General features: G+C 52.5%; 16 protein-coding genes. 11 read left to right on the forward strand and 5 right to left on the reverse strand.

The window, feature by feature from the left end; genetic code table 11:
* Window positions 1–24: 24 nt before the first annotated feature.
* The 3 genes from aroB to F7P81_RS06100 form a co-directional block, all read right to left on the reverse strand.
* Window positions 25–1,149 (reverse strand): 3-dehydroquinate synthase, encoded by a 1,125-nt coding sequence (aroB, locus tag F7P81_RS06090; RefSeq protein WP_151158866.1) that lies wholly within the window; start codon window positions 1,147–1,149, stop codon window positions 25–27.
* Between the two features lie 22 nt (window positions 1,150–1,171).
* Complete coding sequence (locus tag F7P81_RS06095; protein ID WP_022709754.1) at window positions 1,172–1,780, reverse strand: shikimate kinase; 609 nt, start codon at window positions 1,778–1,780, stop codon at window positions 1,172–1,174.
* Between the two features lie 112 nt (window positions 1,781–1,892).
* Window positions 1,893–2,864 carry a tyrosine recombinase XerC gene (locus F7P81_RS06100; protein ID WP_151158867.1) on the reverse strand — a complete coding sequence of 324 codons (972 nt, stop codon included), beginning with the start codon at window positions 2,862–2,864 and terminating at the stop codon, window positions 1,893–1,895.
* Between the two features lie 91 nt (window positions 2,865–2,955).
* Between F7P81_RS06100 and rimM the strand changes: the two genes are divergently transcribed.
* The 11 genes from rimM (at window position 2,956) to F7P81_RS06155 (ending at window position 12,259) form a co-directional block, all read left to right on the forward strand.
* Window positions 2,956–3,579: a ribosome maturation factor RimM gene (gene rimM, locus F7P81_RS06105; RefSeq protein WP_075653893.1), complete on the forward strand. Its 624-nt coding sequence runs from the start codon at window positions 2,956–2,958 to the stop codon at window positions 3,577–3,579.
* Window positions 3,579–4,274, forward strand: a complete 696-nt coding sequence (gene trmD, locus F7P81_RS06110; RefSeq protein ID WP_151158868.1) for a tRNA (guanosine(37)-N1)-methyltransferase TrmD — start codon at window positions 3,579–3,581, stop codon at window positions 4,272–4,274. Before rimM ends, trmD begins: the two co-directional genes overlap by 1 nt.
* Complete coding sequence (locus tag F7P81_RS06115) at window positions 4,274–4,627, forward strand: DUF4260 domain-containing protein (RefSeq protein ID WP_151158869.1); 354 nt, start codon at window positions 4,274–4,276, stop codon at window positions 4,625–4,627. The genes trmD and F7P81_RS06115 overlap by 1 nt, the downstream gene beginning before the upstream one ends.
* Before the next feature lie 212 nt (window positions 4,628–4,839).
* Window positions 4,840–5,274, forward strand: coding sequence for a 50S ribosomal protein L19 (gene rplS, locus F7P81_RS06120; RefSeq protein WP_022709749.1), 435 nt, complete (start codon window positions 4,840–4,842; stop codon window positions 5,272–5,274).
* A 246-nt stretch (window positions 5,275–5,520) separates the two neighbouring features.
* Window positions 5,521–6,930 carry a 3-isopropylmalate dehydratase large subunit gene (leuC, locus tag F7P81_RS06125; protein ID WP_075653887.1) on the forward strand — a complete coding sequence of 470 codons (1,410 nt, stop codon included), beginning with the start codon at window positions 5,521–5,523 and terminating at the stop codon, window positions 6,928–6,930.
* Between the two features lie 448 nt (window positions 6,931–7,378).
* Complete coding sequence (locus F7P81_RS06130) at window positions 7,379–7,846, forward strand: GNAT family N-acetyltransferase (RefSeq protein ID WP_022709747.1); 468 nt, start codon at window positions 7,379–7,381, stop codon at window positions 7,844–7,846.
* 431 nt (window positions 7,847–8,277) lie between these two features.
* The gene (gene sdhC / locus F7P81_RS06135; RefSeq protein ID WP_022709746.1) at window positions 8,278–8,679 is read left to right on the forward strand and encodes a succinate dehydrogenase, cytochrome b556 subunit; all 402 of its coding nucleotides are present in this window, start codon (window positions 8,278–8,280) and stop codon (window positions 8,677–8,679) included.
* Window positions 8,680–8,691: 12 nt separating this feature from the next.
* Complete coding sequence (sdhD, locus tag F7P81_RS06140) at window positions 8,692–9,075, forward strand: succinate dehydrogenase, hydrophobic membrane anchor protein (protein ID WP_022709745.1); 384 nt, start codon at window positions 8,692–8,694, stop codon at window positions 9,073–9,075.
* Window positions 9,076–9,083: 8 nt separating this feature from the next.
* Complete coding sequence (gene sdhA / locus F7P81_RS06145) at window positions 9,084–10,919, forward strand: succinate dehydrogenase flavoprotein subunit (protein WP_151158870.1); 1,836 nt, start codon at window positions 9,084–9,086, stop codon at window positions 10,917–10,919.
* Window positions 10,920–10,936: 17 nt separating this feature from the next.
* A complete protein-coding gene (locus F7P81_RS06150; RefSeq protein WP_022709743.1) occupies window positions 10,937–11,716 on the forward strand; it encodes a succinate dehydrogenase iron-sulfur subunit in 780 nt (259 codons plus the stop codon).
* Between the two features lie 171 nt (window positions 11,717–11,887).
* On the forward strand, window positions 11,888–12,259 hold the full coding sequence (locus tag F7P81_RS06155; protein ID WP_151158871.1) for a VOC family protein: 372 nt from the start codon (window positions 11,888–11,890) through the stop codon (window positions 12,257–12,259).
* 152 nt (window positions 12,260–12,411) lie between these two features.
* On the opposite strand, the gene F7P81_RS06160 is transcribed toward F7P81_RS06155, so the two are convergent.
* Window positions 12,412–12,849, reverse strand: coding sequence for an OsmC family protein (locus F7P81_RS06160; RefSeq protein WP_022709741.1), 438 nt, complete (start codon window positions 12,847–12,849; stop codon window positions 12,412–12,414).
* A 93-nt stretch (window positions 12,850–12,942) separates the two neighbouring features.
* Window positions 12,943–14,214, reverse strand: coding sequence for a ubiquinone biosynthesis hydroxylase (locus F7P81_RS06165; protein WP_151158872.1), 1,272 nt, complete (start codon window positions 14,212–14,214; stop codon window positions 12,943–12,945).
* Between the last annotated feature and the right edge of the window lie 179 nt (window positions 14,215–14,393).

The raw sequence follows: 14,393 nt of genomic DNA on the forward strand, positions 1-14,393 counted from the left end.
TTTTTAAATTGATGATACGGAGTTTTAAGCCAGTTTTTCCTGCAGGAAAGCCTCTACATCAGCTGCATTGACATTTTTGGCGATGAAAGACTGGCCAAGACCACGGGTCAGGATGAAAGTCAGCGAGCCGCGCGACACTTTTTTGTCCTGTGCAATATAAGACATCAGCACATCTGCGGAGGGCAGACCGGCAATCTCTTTCATCGAAACCGGCAGGCCGACAGCTTTCAAATGCTTTTCTACCCGCACAGCAATATCTTCTGAAATCAGACCGAGGCGTGCAGAGAATTGATGCGCCAGTACCATGCCGATGGCAACGGCTTCACCATGCACAAGGCGTGAGGAATCATAATTGGTGGCAGTTTCCAATGCGTGACCGAATGTATGGCCGAGATTGAGCAAGGCACGATCGCCGGTTTCACGCTCATCGCGGGCAACAACGGCTGCCTTGGCGCGGCAGGAGGTGGCAATGGCCTGCTGGCGTGCAGCACCGCCTGTAAAGATACCCTGCCAGTTGTTTTCCAGCCATTCGAAAAATTCCGGCTGATCGATCAGACCATATTTGGCAACTTCTGCGTAACCGGCAGCGAATTCACGCTTGCTCAAAGTGTCGAGAATATCTGTATCAGCCAGCACCAGTTGCGGTTGATTGAAAACGCCGACAAGGTTTTTGCCGTAAGCGGTGTTGATGCCGGTTTTGCCACCGACAGAAGAATCAACCTGCGCCAGCAATGAAGTCGGAATCTGGATGAAATTCATGCCACGGCGCACAATACCGGCAACGAAACCGGCGAGATCACCGATCACACCGCCGCCCAGAGCAATAACAGCATCGCCGCGTTCAAGGCGGGCTTTGAGAATGTCATTGGTCACAGTTTCAAGCGTGGCAAAGCCTTTGGATTTTTCACCGGCAGCAACCACGACCGGTGTCGCATTAATACCGGCAGCTTCCAAAGCGTCGAGCAGTGATGGCAAATGCAGCTTGGCAAGATTTTCATCGGTGACCACAGCCGCACGGATGCCCGGCAGACGTGCAGCAATCTCCTGACCGGCGCGGGCAATCAGGCCGCTGCCGATCAGAATGTCATAAGAGCGGTCTCCCAGTGATACATGAACGGTTTCGGTTGCAACATGTCCGGTAGATGTCATGGGAGATACTCGTGATTATGATTTAGTCTTGGATTGGTTCGGTCTTGCGTAAATGATCGAGCAGCAAGGTGATGACTTCCTGTGCAATCACTTCACGCTTTTCATCGCGGGAGATGATACTCAGATCAGCTGTAGCATAGACCGGATAACGTTCGGTCATCAGCTTCTGCATCACTGCACGCGGATCGTCATTTTTCAAAAGCGGACGATCCTGACGGCGTAAAACGCGCTCCATCAGCACATCCAGTTCCGCATTGAGCCAGACGGAAATACCGGCAGAAGCAATATTCTCGCGGGTCTGTTCATTCATGAAAGCGCCGCCGCCGGTTGCGAGGATCATTGATCCGCCTTCCAGCAGGCGCTGCATAACACGGCGTTCAAGATCGCGGAATTCCGGCTCGCCATAGGAGGCAAATAATTCAGTAACGCTCATACGGGAGACATTTTCGATTTCCGTATCGAGATCGAAAAACGGCAAATCCAGCATTGCGGCCATTTTCTTGCCGATAGTGGATTTTCCTGCTCCCATAAGTCCGACAAGCACCACAGGGCGCTGGTTCAGGAGGGCTTTAATTTCGTCGGCCTGACTGCGCAAATGCGTCTGGTCAGCTTTTTTATTTGGGTTCGGCATCGTCTTCTTCTCGTGACGGTGCTTCCATTTGAAACACTTGAGTAAAGTCAATCGCTGCTGATCTGCGGCTTGTCAAGAAAGATCGGAGATTTTCTGCCGCTATTGATGGTGCTTAAGGGTGCGCACGGGGGTGTGCTTTGTCGTAAATTTCTAGCAGGCGATCGGTATCCACGCCGGTATAGACCTGTGTAGTGGAAAGGCTGGCATGGCCAAGCAGTTCCTGAATGGTGCGCAGATCGCCGCCGCGCGCCAGAAGATGGGTCGCAAAAGAATGCCGCAAAGCATGGGGTGTTGCGGTTTCCGGTAGACTGAGCGCGCAGCGCATCTTCTGCATTTCCCGCTGGATAATACCGGCATGGAGTGCACCACCTTTAGCACCGCGAAACAGCGGCATTGTGCCGTTCAAATGAAAGGGGCAGAGGCGGCGATATTCGGCAATTGCCTGATGAACGGCAGGCAGCAGCGGTACGAGGCGGCTTTTGCCGCCTTTACCCTGAATTGTCAGGGAGCGGGCTGTTGTGTCGGCCACGGCATCCGGTGTCAGACCAAGCGCTTCTGAAATACGCAAGCCGCAGCCGTAAAGCAGAGTGAGAACAGCGGCATTGCGTGCGGCAATCCATGGCTCTTCCGCCAGCTGTTGCTGTGTGTTGACAACCCGCAAAGCTGCATCAGCCGACAAAGGTTTGGGCAGAGATTTCGGCTGGCGTGGTGCGCGTATAGCGCTGGCACCAGCTGCATTGGCCAGCCCCTGTTTTTCGAGATAGCGCAGCAGCGAGCGCACACCGGCAAGACCGCGCCCGAGAGTGCGGGCACCGGCTCCGTCATTACGGCGTGAGGCCAGATAGGAGCGCAAATCTGTAATGCGTAGATTCGAGACATCTTTCAAAGCCGGTGGTGTGCCCAGATGGCCGGTCATGAATTGCAGAAACTGACGGGTATCGCGCTCATAGGCATTCAGCGTATGGGCGGCCAGTCTGCGGCTGTTGGTTAAGCTGCCAAGCCAGTCCTGACGCGCCTGATTGAGGTCGGGCGCAGCGATAATCAGAAATTCTGCTTTTGAGGTTTCCGTTTTGGCCGTTTGCATGGATTGAATCTGTAATCCGGTTATCTTAATAAAAATAGAGTTTCTCACGGCGAGGTTACGGAACCGTTGCCGCCACAGTTTAAGGTTTTTCATGTCTTCTCAGAAAAAAGGCAGTCCGGTGCGGGTTGCAAATCTTGATAATCCGGTTCAGCTCGCCGTTATCGGCGCTGCCCATGGCATCAAAGGGGAAGTGCGCGTTAAAACCTATACGGGCGACCCTATGGATCTGGGCTCCTATGGTCTGCTTTATGATGCATCCGGTAAAAGCTATGAAGTGCTGTCGATCCGCCCGAGCAAAACTGTGGTCGTGGTGCGCTTTGCCGGTGTTGAGGATCGCAATGCGGCGGAAGCGCTGAATGGCAAAGAGCTTTATGTTGATCATGCGCAGCTGCCGCAGGATCTCGATGAGGACGAATTTTATTACACCGATCTGATCGGCCTTGCCGTGCGCGACAGCGCAGGCGTGTCCTATGGTAAAGTCTCTGCCGTGTTTAATTTCGGCGGCGGTGATGTGCTGGAGATCAAAGAAAGCGGCAAAAAGCCGGTTATGATCCCGTTTACACTGACTTCTGTACCGGAAATTCTGATGGAAGAAGGTGCGATTCTGATTGATCCGCTGGCGGCAGGTCTTGTTGATGACGGTTCAACCTCTGCGGATGAAGAGGGTGATGAGCCTGAGACACCTGAGACTGATGATGACGGATGGGCGCGGTAATGAGTTTCAAAGCATCTGTCCTGACCCTTTATCCTGAGATGTTTCCGGGGCCGCTGGGCTCTGCCCTTGCAGGCCGCGCCTTGCGCGATGATAAATGGCAGCTTGAAGCCGTCCAGATCAGAGATTTTGCGCTCGATAAACACCGGATGGTTGATGACACACCGGCTGGCGGCAGCGCAGGTATGGTGATGAAACCGGATGTTGTAGCGCGTGCACTTGATAGCCTAGAACAGGATAACCGCCCGCGTATTCTGATGAGCCCACGTGGGCGACCTTTGACTCAGGATTTGGTGCGCGAACTGGCGAGCGGCGAGGGTGCAGTGATTCTCTGCGGTCGTTTTGAAGGCGTGGATGAACGGGTTATTGAAGCACGCAATCTGATGGAAGTTTCGGTCGGGGACTATATTCTCTCCGGTGGTGAAACCGGTGCGATTGTGCTGCTTGACGCGATTGTCCGGCTGATTCCGGGTGTGATGGGCAATCATGAATCCGGTGAGACCGAGAGTTTTGAAACCGGCCTGCTTGAGCATCCGCATTATACCCGTCCGCAGGAATGGGAAGGGCGCTCTATTCCCGCTGTGCTGACGTCCGGTAATCATAAGGCTGTCGATCAATGGCGGTTGGAAGAAGCAAAGCGCATTACCAGTGAGCGCCGTCCCGATTTGTGGGAGGCCTATCAGAACAGGAGTAAATAATGCAGATTCTGAGACGTGCGGAATATGCAGCTATTTTACTGATTGCTCTGGGGTTTTATGCGCAAAGCGGTGAGGGCTGGTGGTGGTTTGCGCTGTTGTTTCTGGTGCCTGACATTACTATGGCAGGTTATGCATTTGGCAACCGTATCGGTGCGCTGGTCTATAATGCCGGTCATAGTTTTCTGAGTGTGGCCGCGCTTGGCCTGCTGATGTATGTGTCAGGGCAGCAATGGTTGTGGCCTTATGTGCTGATCTGGACTGCGCATATCGCTTTTGACCGGATGCTGGGCTACGGGCTGAAATATGCGTCCTCTTTTCAGGATACGCATTTGGGACGGATCGGTCGCAACTGAATCAGAACTTCTTGCAGAGTTGAGTTGATTCACGGGCGGTAATGGTGTATTGCCGCCTCACATTTCGGGATTTCCTGAAATCCGATTTTCGTTGACCTGAAATCAATGAGTAGTGAAACCGCTCCTGTCTTAACGGCATAGCATGACGGCAAAGACTGTTTTGCAAGTGATAGCGCTCTGACTGTTCGAGAAGAATCAGAAGGATTAAAACTATGAACATTATTAAGCAGCTTGAAGCTGAACAGATTGCAAAGATTGCTGAAAAGCGCGTTCTGCCAGATTTCGACGCCGGTGACACAGTTCGCGTTCTCGTACGCGTAACTGAAGGTACACGTACCCGTGTACAGGCTTACGAAGGCGTTTGCATCGGCCGTTCGGGCGCAGGTCTGCAGGAAAGCTTCACCGTTCGTAAGATTTCTTACGGCGAAGGCGTAGAGCGCGTATTCCCTGTTTATTCTCCGCTGGTTGAAGGCGTTGAAGTTGTTCGCCGCGGTAAAGTCCGTCGTGCGAAACTTTACTACCTTCGTGGTCTTACCGGTAAGGCTGCCCGTATCGTTGAGAAAAAAGACAATCGTTCGAAAGCTGAACGTGAAGCAGACAAGCGCGCTGCTGAGCGTGATGCTGCTGCCAAGGCAGCTGCAGAATAATTTTCTGCATCTTTCTGCGATTATAAAATTTCCAGGGATAAGGGCGGCCTCAGGGTCGCCCTTTTTCTATTTGCAAAGATTAAATGCCGCTTGGGTAATAATCTTGCTGCGACACCCTGTTCCGCTTGTCATTTCTTGACGAAATCGCATAGCGGGTGCATATGAACCATAATCATATCGGTTCTGTGGTCCTGTGATTGCCGGGAGGTAATGGCCGCAGAACGCTTGCAAAGGATACTAAGAGCCATGAGCGCGCCGCGTACACTCTATGACAAGATCTGGGACGATCATCTGGTAGATCAGCAGGATGACGGTACCTGCCTGCTTTATATTGATCGCCATCTTGTGCATGAAGTGACCAGCCCTCAGGCTTTTGAAGGTCTGCGTATGGCTGGCCGCAAAGTGCGCCATCCGGAACGCACCCTTGCTGTTGTTGACCATAACGTGCCGACTTCGGCAGATCGTGTGAATGGCATCAAGAATGAAGAAAGCCGTATTCAGGTTGAAGCTCTGGCCAAAAATGCGGCCGAGTTCGGCGTTGAATATTATTCCGAGCGCGATAAGCGTCAGGGTGTTGTGCATATTGTCGGTCCTGAACAGGGCTTCACCCTGCCGGGCATGACGATTGTTTGCGGCGACAGCCACACTTCTACCCACGGCGCCTTCGGTTCGCTGGCGCATGGTATCGGTACATCCGAAGTGGAGCACGTACTGGCCACCCAAACCCTGATCCAGAAAAAAGCTAAAAACATGCTGGTGCGTGTGGATGGCAAACTGGCAGCAGGTGTGACTGCGAAAGACATTACACTGGCGATCATCGGTAAAATCGGCACTGCCGGTGGTACAGGTTACGTGATTGAATATGCCGGTGATGCAATCACCTCTTTGACCATGGAAGGCCGTATGACGGTCTGTAACATGTCGATTGAAGGCGGCGCACGCGCTGGTCTGATCGCACCTGATGCGACAACTTTTGATTATATCCGTGGCAAGCCACGCGCACCTAAGGGCGAGCAGTTTGAACAGGCTCTGGCTTACTGGAAGACCCTGAGCTCCGATGAAGGCGCGCATTTCGATAAGATTGTGACTCTTGATGCCGCTGAAATCTCACCGGTTGTCACATGGGGTTCTTCGCCGGAAGACGTGGTTTTTGTGACCGATGTGGTGCCGAACCCTGATGACATTCAGGATGATACCAAGCGTTCATCGAAATGGCGTGCGCTGGAATATATGGATCTGAAGCCTGGCACCAAGATCACCGATATTGCGATTGATCGCGTCTTTATCGGCTCCTGCACCAATGGCCGCATTGAAGATCTGCGCGATGCTGCACGTATGGTTGAAGGTAAAAAAGTTGCCTCCACTGTCAATGCGATGATTGTTCCGGGTTCCGGTCTTGTAAAAGAGCAGGCTGAAGCTGAAGGTCTGGACAAGATTTTCATCGAAGCAGGCTTTGACTGGCGTGAGCCGGGCTGCTCGATGTGTCTGGCAATGAATGATGACCGTTTGAAGCCGGGTGAGCGTTGTGCATCGACCTCCAACCGTAACTTTGAAGGTCGTCAGGGCTTTAAAGGCCGCACGCATCTGGTGTCGCCTGCAATGGCCGCAGCCGCAGCCGTGGCGGGGCATTTTGTTGATATCCGTGATTGGAACTAAATACCTGATCTAAAAGTCGCCATGCTTGGCTGCAAATGGCAATTTCTGTGCTTCCGATGCTCACGTACTTTTATGTACGCTGCGCGTCGGTTCTTGAAATCACCATTTTCGCTTACGCCTGCCGCTTTTTGATTCAGGCATTAATTCGGCATCGTAAGAAAAAACCCGCTCATTGCGTAAGATCAATGGGCGGGTTTTTCTTTTCAGCTAAAGCAGCATTGATTAGGCTGGTTTTTTTTAACGAAGCAGCTACTCTAGTGGATTGAATTTGACGTTTGGCTGCCGACTGAAACAAGCGCTGCTCCAAACGTCAAATTCAAAAAATCCACTAGTTTTATATAGTCTTTAGTGGTCTTTTTGATTCCGACATTTGCTCTGCACAATACCCCACGGAATGCAAATGTCGGAATCAGACCACTAGTTCTTATTCGCCAAAAGGGAAGGCATCATGACACAGGATCACGCTATTGATATTTCATTGCTTCACTTACGTGATGCCCGTGAACTTGCGCCTTTGCTGGCCGATTATGCGCAGGCGCTGAAGCGCGGTGCACCGCGCCGTCCGGATGAATATTATGCGGAAAAGCTGTTGCAGGATCGCAGTGCTGAATTGCTCGGTGCGCGGCTTGATGGCGTACTGGTCGGCTTTGTGATTTTCTATGATCTGCCGGAGCCGGTATCGGGCATGCGCGCAGGGCAGGTGGACCATATTTACGTCCATCACGAGCACCGCAAAAAAGGTATCGCCAAGGCTTTGATTGATGTGCTGGCTGATAAGGCCGAAGAGCGCTCATGGAGCAAGCTGGCACTCAATGCACCGCGTCAGCCGGAAGATGGCCGCAAGCTGTATGAACAGGTCGCGGCCACAGCGGACTGGAGCAGTTTTGTGATTCGTTTTGCACCACATCTCCAGTAAACCTGTTGAAACACAGTCCGGCGGCTCATAATCAGGACAATTTAACTGCCGCCGGATTTTATTTTTATCGCGGATGTCAGGTAATAGGCCGCATAAAACCGTTTAAAACGTCATCTCTCTGCTCAGGTGCGACTAATTGCATGGCTGGCCGCATGGTTGTGACTTTGACGTGGTGACAAAAGCGCAGTAGATAAGCCTTAACATGGTCGTCCTTTAAACGATCTTGGCCGTATTCGCTCTACTGCGCGGCTCCTGAGCCTGTGAAGCTTCAAGAATTGCGCAGCATGTTAAAATGACAGAGTTTATATCTATGCTGGGCGCAGGTTCATCATAGATATAGACTCTGTTGGGCATGAACAGACCATAGATTTTGCCGGTATAGCGGCATGTTTAGCAAGGCCTGTTTATCGGTAACATTTACCAGGATAGCTATGACAACAAGACCAATAGTCAAAAGCCAGCGCCCGCTGTCACCGCATTTGTCGATTTATAAACCGGCAATTACCATGACAACGTCGATCATTCACCGCATCACCGGCGGCGCACTCTATTTCGGCACCGTATTGCTTGCAGTATGGCTGATTTCCGCAGCGGTCAGTGAAGATTGCTTTAATTTCGTCAACGGCCTGTTCGGCTCATGGATCGGACGCCTTGTGCTGTTCGGCTACACATGGGCTTTGATGCAGCATCTGGCAGGCGGTATCCGCCATTTCATCTGGGATATGGGCGCAGGCCTCGAAAAACACACCGCCAGCAAAATGGCCTGGGCGACTGTGGTATTTTCCGTGATTGCGACAATCCTGATCTGGGTTGTGGCTTATAGCCTGCGCTGAGAGGACTGATATATGCAAGATATGCGCACCCCTCTGGGTAAGGTTCGCGGCCTTGGTTCTGCCAAGGAAGGCACCGGCCATTTCTGGACACAGCGTATGAGTGCTGTCGCACTTGTGCCGCTGGTGATTTATTTCATCGGCCTGATTATCTGCCTCAATGGTGCAGATTATGCAGAAGTCCGCGCTGCAATCGCCCATCCGTTTAATGCGATTGTGATGGCACTGTTTGTTCTGACCGGTGTTTATCACATGCGTCTGGGCATGCAGGTTATTATCGAAGATTATATTCACGGCGAAGGCCTGAAGATTGTTTGCGTTATGCTCAACACCTTCTTTGCGATTGTTGTTGGCGGCGCGAGTGTATTTGCAATCCTCAAGCTCAGCTTCGGAGGTTGATAGGCCAAATGGCAACAACTAAAGACACAGCTGCTAACGGCAGCAAATATACCTATGTCGACCACAAATTTGACGTTGTGGTTGTCGGTGCCGGTGGTGCAGGCTTGCGTGCAACACTGGGTATGGCAGAGCAGGGCTTTAAAACAGCCTGTATTACCAAAGTTTTCCCGACGCGCTCCCACACGGTTGCAGCGCAGGGCGGTATTGCTGCTTCGCTTTCCAATATGGGTCCGGACAGCTGGCAGTGGCATATGTATGACACTGTTAAAGGCTCCGACTGGCTCGGTGATACAGACGCCATGGAATATCTGGCTCGTGAAGCGCCTGCGGCGGTTTATGAGCTGGAACATTACGGCGTGCCGTTCTCCCGTACAGAGGAAGGTAAAATCTATCAGCGTCCGTTCGGCGGTCATATGCAGAACTTCGGTGACGGCCCTCCGGTACAGCGTACCTGTGCTGCTGCCGACCGTACCGGTCACGCTATTCTGCACACGCTCTACGGCCAGTCGCTCAAGAACAATGCGCAGTTCTTCATTGAATATTTTGCGCTTGATCTGATCATGACTGACGGTGTTTGCACCGGTGTTGTGGCTTGGAACCTCGATGACGGCACCATTCACCGTTTCTCCGCTAAAATGGTCGTCCTGGCCACCGGCGGTTACGGTCGTTCGTATTTCTCGGCAACCTCTGCCCATACCTGCACCGGCGATGGTGGCGGTATGGTTGCACGTGCCGGTCTGCCTCTGCAGGATATGGAATTCGTTCAGTTCCACCCGACCGGTATTTACGGCGCAGGCTGCCTGATTACTGAAGGCGCACGCGGTGAAGGCGGTTATCTTGTGAACTCTGAGGGTGAGCGCTTTATGGAGCGTTATGCACCTTCCGCTAAGGATCTGGCATCGCGTGACGTTGTGTCCCGCTGCATGACCATTGAGATCCGTGAAGGCCGCGGCGTTGGCAAGAACAAAGATCACATTTATCTGCATCTGGATCATCTTGATCCGGCAATTCTGCATGAGCGTCTGCCGGGTATTTCGGAAAGCGCCAAGATTTTCGCCGGTGTTGATCTGACCAAAGAGCCGATTCCGGTTCTGCCGACAGTTCACTACAATATGGGCGGCGTGCCGACCAACTATTGGGGTGAAGCGCTGAACCCGACGGAAGAAAATCCTGATCGTGTACAGCCTGGTCTGATGGCTGTGGGTGAAGCCGGTTGTGCGTCCGTGCATGGTGCAAACCGTCTCGGTTCAAACTCGCTGATCGATCTCGTGGTATTCGGCCGTGCGGCTGCAATCCGCGCCGGTGAAGTGATTGACCGCGCTGCAAAAATTCCTGATCTCAATCTCGCTGCCTGCGATAAGATCATGGAACGTTTTGACCGTCTGCGCTTTGCTGACGGCGGCACTCCGACTGCTGTTCTGCGTGAAAAAATGCAGCGCACCATGCAGGAAGATGCTGCAGTATTCCGTACCTCAGAATCCCTGAAACAGGGTTGTGAACGTATGGCCGCGATCTGGAAAGAAATGCCGGATATTAAAGTGACTGATCGCTCATTGATCTGGAACTCCGACCTGATGGAAACATTGGAGCTGGAAAACCTGATGGCCAATGCGATGACCACTGTTGTGGCCGCTGAAGCCCGTAAGGAAAGCCGTGGTGCCCATGCCCATGAGGATTTCCCGAACCGTGATGACGTGAACTGGCGCAAGCACTCGCTGTCCTGGCTCTCAGAAGACGGTAAAGTTACGCTTGGCAGCCGCCCTGTTCATCTTGACCCGCTGGTCAAGGAAGAAGACGGTGGCATCAGCCTCGCTAAAATTGCGCCTAAAGCGCGCGTTTACTAAGGATTGGGGAAAGAGCAATGGTAGAACTGGCACTTCCCAAGAATTCGCAGATCCGTCCCGGCAAAGTCTGGGACAAACCTGCGGGTGCAACGAACCTGCGTGAATTCAAGATTTACCGCTGGTCGCCGGATGACGGTCAGAACCCGCGTCTCGACACATTTTATGTTGATCTTGATGATTGCGGCCCGATGGTTCTCGATGCACTTCTGTACATCAAGAACAAGATTGATCCGACTCTGACGCTGCGTCGCTCGTGCCGTGAAGGTATTTGCGGCTCCTGCGCTATGAATATTGATGGTTCGAATACGCTTGCATGCACCAAAGGCATGGAAGATATCAAAGGCACTGTTAAGATCTATCCTCTGCCGCATATGCCGGTTGTGAAGGATCTGGTGCCTGATCTGAGCCATTTCTATGCACAGCACCGCTCGATTGAGCCATGGCTGAAAACGGTTTCGCCTGAGCCGCAGAAAGAGTGGCTGCAGAGCCATGAAGACCGCGCCAAGCTTGATGGTCTTTATGAGTGCATTCTCTGCGCCTGCTGCTCGACGTCGTGCCCGAGCTACTGGTGGAACGGCGACCGTTATCTCGGTCCTGCCGTATTGTTGCAGGCTTATCGCTGGTTGATTGACTCGCGTGATGAAGCAAAAGGCGAACGTCTCGATAATCTCGAAGATCCGTTCCGTCTTTATCGCTGCCACACGATCATGAACTGCGCGCAGACCTGCCCTAAAGGCCTGAACCCTGCAAAGGCGATTGCCGAGATCAAGAAAATGATGGTCGAGCGCCGCGTATAATCACGGCGAATAACCAAAAAACTAAAAGGCACCGTTCGCGGTGCCTTTTTTGTGGCTTCATAAATCTGCCCGATTAAGCGCGCTTAAATTTTTATGCTTTAGTCTGCAACTCTTACGCGCTGTCAGCGTTTCGTGTTTGCATAAGTTGTGTAATCTTTGGCGGAGGCCGCTATGCTGGATCAGATCGGATTTATGGTCACCAATAAAGATAAAGCGCGGGCTTTTTACTCTGCTGCTTTGGCACCACTGGGCATTGATGCTGTCACGGAATTCGGCAACTGGCAGGGCTATGGCCGTCACGGCAAGCCGGAATTCTGGATCGGCTCACAAAAAGGTTCAGCCTATCAGGGAAAAATGCATCTGGCATTTCTGGCGGGCACACGCGGCGAAGTTGAGCGCTTTTATCAGGCAGCACTCAGTGCAGGCGGTGTTGAGCACAGCGCACCGGTTTTACGCCCGAATTATCATGCGGACTATTTTAGTGCTCAGGTTAAAGACCCGGACGGGCATATTATCGAAGTTGTCTGTCACATGCCCGCTTAGAGCGGTTACAGTTAATGCTAATCGATAGAACCGCTCTTTTTATATGATTTGACGCACATCTTATTCCGAAAACCGCTTCACACTTTTCGGGATGCGCTTGAAAGAAAAAAGCCGCAGATCAAATCTGCGGCTTTTTTTAATTGTACTCAGATTTAAAGCAATGTGGCCGTGAGATTGATTTCCAGCGCATTCAACGCGCGGGAGACAGGACAATTTTCTTTGGCTTGTTTGGCCAGTTTCTGAAAATCATTTTCGGAAATATTGGCGACACGTGCGCGCAAGGTCAGATCGCTTTTGGCAATGGAAAAACCGCCGCCTTCATTCGGCACGGTGCTGATGGTCGCGGTTGCCTGTAATTCCGTTGGTGGGGTGCCATTGGTGGAAAGCAGGGACGACAGCATCATGGCAAAGCAACCGGCATGGGCAGCACCAATCAGTTCTTCCGGATTGGTGCCTGCATTGCCGTGTATATCTTCAGTGCGTGATTTAAAGCTGTAAGGCAGTTCATTGAGTGCGGTGCTCTGGGTTGTCAGTTTTCCGGTGCCGGTTTTCAGGTCGCCGTTCCAGATGGCCGTGGCAGTTCGGTTCATTGTCTCTCTCCTAATTGATCCCGTGTCTGAGACTCTATGAAAAGAAATAGTTTTGACGTGCCTATTATCCAGTGCAATCCAAGCAGATTTTTGTCAGATCGCTTCACCTTGTAACAGGCGCGGGTTTTCCTTACCGAAACCGGCGGCCTGTTTGATGAAATAGTTCTTCATCACCGGCAGGCGGTCAACAAGACCGAGCCCGATATCGCGCACGGTGCGTAGTGCCAGATTGTCATTAGAAAACAATCGGGTCAGAACATCGGTGCTGACGCCCATCTGCACGGTGTCGAAGCGGCGCCATGTCTGGTATTTTTCGAGTGCAGCAAAAGAACCGATATCAAGGCCGAGGCGCTCGGTATCAACAATCACCTGTGCCAGCGTTGCCGCATCGCGGAAACCGAGATTAAGCCCCTGTCCGGCAATCGGGTGAATACCGTGCGCGGCATCACCGACCAGTGCGAAACGTGGCTTTACAAATTCACGCGCCAATGTGAGACCCAGTGGGAATGCACGCTTGTTGCCTTCTACGCGGATTTCGCCCAGATGATGACCGAAGCGCTGTTCCAGTTCGGCTTCAAAAACAAAATCATCCTGCGCAACCAGACGGTTTGCATCTTCAGTGCGCTCTGCCCAGACGAGGGAGGAGCGGTTGCCTTTGAGCGGCAGAATGGCAAAAGGCCCTGCAGGCAGGAAGTGTTCAATCGCGCGGCCTTCATGCGGACGCTCATGGGAGACATTGCAGACAATGCCAGACTGACCATAGCTCCAGTGAACGGTTTTAATACCGGCCTGATCGCGCATACGGGAGCGCACGCCATCGGCGCCGACCAGCAGTCTTGTTTCCAGTATGCGGCCATCGGCCAGTGTTACAGTCACGGCATTGGATTCGGTGGTAAAACCGTCCACACCGCAGCCTTCAATCACATTAATTCCGAGTTCAGTTGCCTTGGCATGAAGCGAGGCATTGAGAACCTTGTTTTCAACCATATGGGCGAAAGGTTCACCCGGATTTACTTCACCGGCAAAGGTCAGGAAAACAGGGCGCACCGGATCGGACACGCGGGAATCGGTGATCACCATGTCATTGATCGGCTGTGCATCCGGTTTGATCGCCTGCCAGCAACCAAGCTGTTCCAGCATACGGGTGGCGGCAGCGGCAATCGCCGAAGCGCGGGGATCTTTTTTCCACTGACCGGCCAGTGCAGCATCAATGATTGTGACATCCAGTTGAGGTGCGCCGGTTTTAATGGCAACCGCCGTGGTCATCCCCACATAACCCGCGCCCGCGATCAGAACATCAGTTTTGACCGGAGCAGATGCCGCCTCAGCAGCAGCCGGAGATGATTTGCGGGACGATTTGGCCATGACGGTTTCCTTCTCTGCACGACAGGTTTGCAGGACTGTCAGTTCTCCTTCAACCAGTTCGTGCTTTATAACACATAGATGTAGATAGGCTTTAAGCCGGTTTGTCTCAAGCGGAAATGCCGCAGTTTTTACCCGCAATCCCTTGCGCCGCCAGACGACCGGTTGTAGCCATAGTATAG

It is taken from the genome of Pseudochrobactrum saccharolyticum (assembly GCF_008801715.1).
GTDB classification, from domain to species: domain Bacteria; phylum Pseudomonadota; class Alphaproteobacteria; order Rhizobiales; family Rhizobiaceae; genus Pseudochrobactrum; species Pseudochrobactrum saccharolyticum.

Coding starts and splice junctions, on each gene's coding strand:
- aroB (WP_151158866.1), bottom strand. CDS start 1,149: ATGACATCTACCGGACATGTTGCAACCGAAACCGTTCATGTATCACTG.
- F7P81_RS06095 (WP_022709754.1), bottom strand. CDS start 1,780: ATGCCGAACCCAAATAAAAAAGCTGACCAGACGCATTTGCGCAGTCAG.
- F7P81_RS06100 (WP_151158867.1), bottom strand. CDS start 2,864: ATGCAAACGGCCAAAACGGAAACCTCAAAAGCAGAATTTCTGATTATC.
- rimM (WP_075653893.1), top strand. CDS start 2,956: ATGTCTTCTCAGAAAAAAGGCAGTCCGGTGCGGGTTGCAAATCTTGAT.
- trmD (WP_151158868.1), top strand. CDS start 3,579: ATGAGTTTCAAAGCATCTGTCCTGACCCTTTATCCTGAGATGTTTCCG.
- F7P81_RS06115 (WP_151158869.1), top strand. CDS start 4,274: ATGCAGATTCTGAGACGTGCGGAATATGCAGCTATTTTACTGATTGCT.
- rplS (WP_022709749.1), top strand. CDS start 4,840: ATGAACATTATTAAGCAGCTTGAAGCTGAACAGATTGCAAAGATTGCT.
- leuC (WP_075653887.1), top strand. CDS start 5,521: ATGAGCGCGCCGCGTACACTCTATGACAAGATCTGGGACGATCATCTG.
- F7P81_RS06130 (WP_022709747.1), top strand. CDS start 7,379: ATGACACAGGATCACGCTATTGATATTTCATTGCTTCACTTACGTGAT.
- sdhC (WP_022709746.1), top strand. CDS start 8,278: ATGACAACAAGACCAATAGTCAAAAGCCAGCGCCCGCTGTCACCGCAT.
- sdhD (WP_022709745.1), top strand. CDS start 8,692: ATGCAAGATATGCGCACCCCTCTGGGTAAGGTTCGCGGCCTTGGTTCT.
- sdhA (WP_151158870.1), top strand. CDS start 9,084: ATGGCAACAACTAAAGACACAGCTGCTAACGGCAGCAAATATACCTAT.
- F7P81_RS06150 (WP_022709743.1), top strand. CDS start 10,937: ATGGTAGAACTGGCACTTCCCAAGAATTCGCAGATCCGTCCCGGCAAA.
- F7P81_RS06155 (WP_151158871.1), top strand. CDS start 11,888: ATGCTGGATCAGATCGGATTTATGGTCACCAATAAAGATAAAGCGCGG.
- F7P81_RS06160 (WP_022709741.1), bottom strand. CDS start 12,849: ATGAACCGAACTGCCACGGCCATCTGGAACGGCGACCTGAAAACCGGC.
- F7P81_RS06165 (WP_151158872.1), bottom strand. CDS start 14,214: ATGGCCAAATCGTCCCGCAAATCATCTCCGGCTGCTGCTGAGGCGGCA.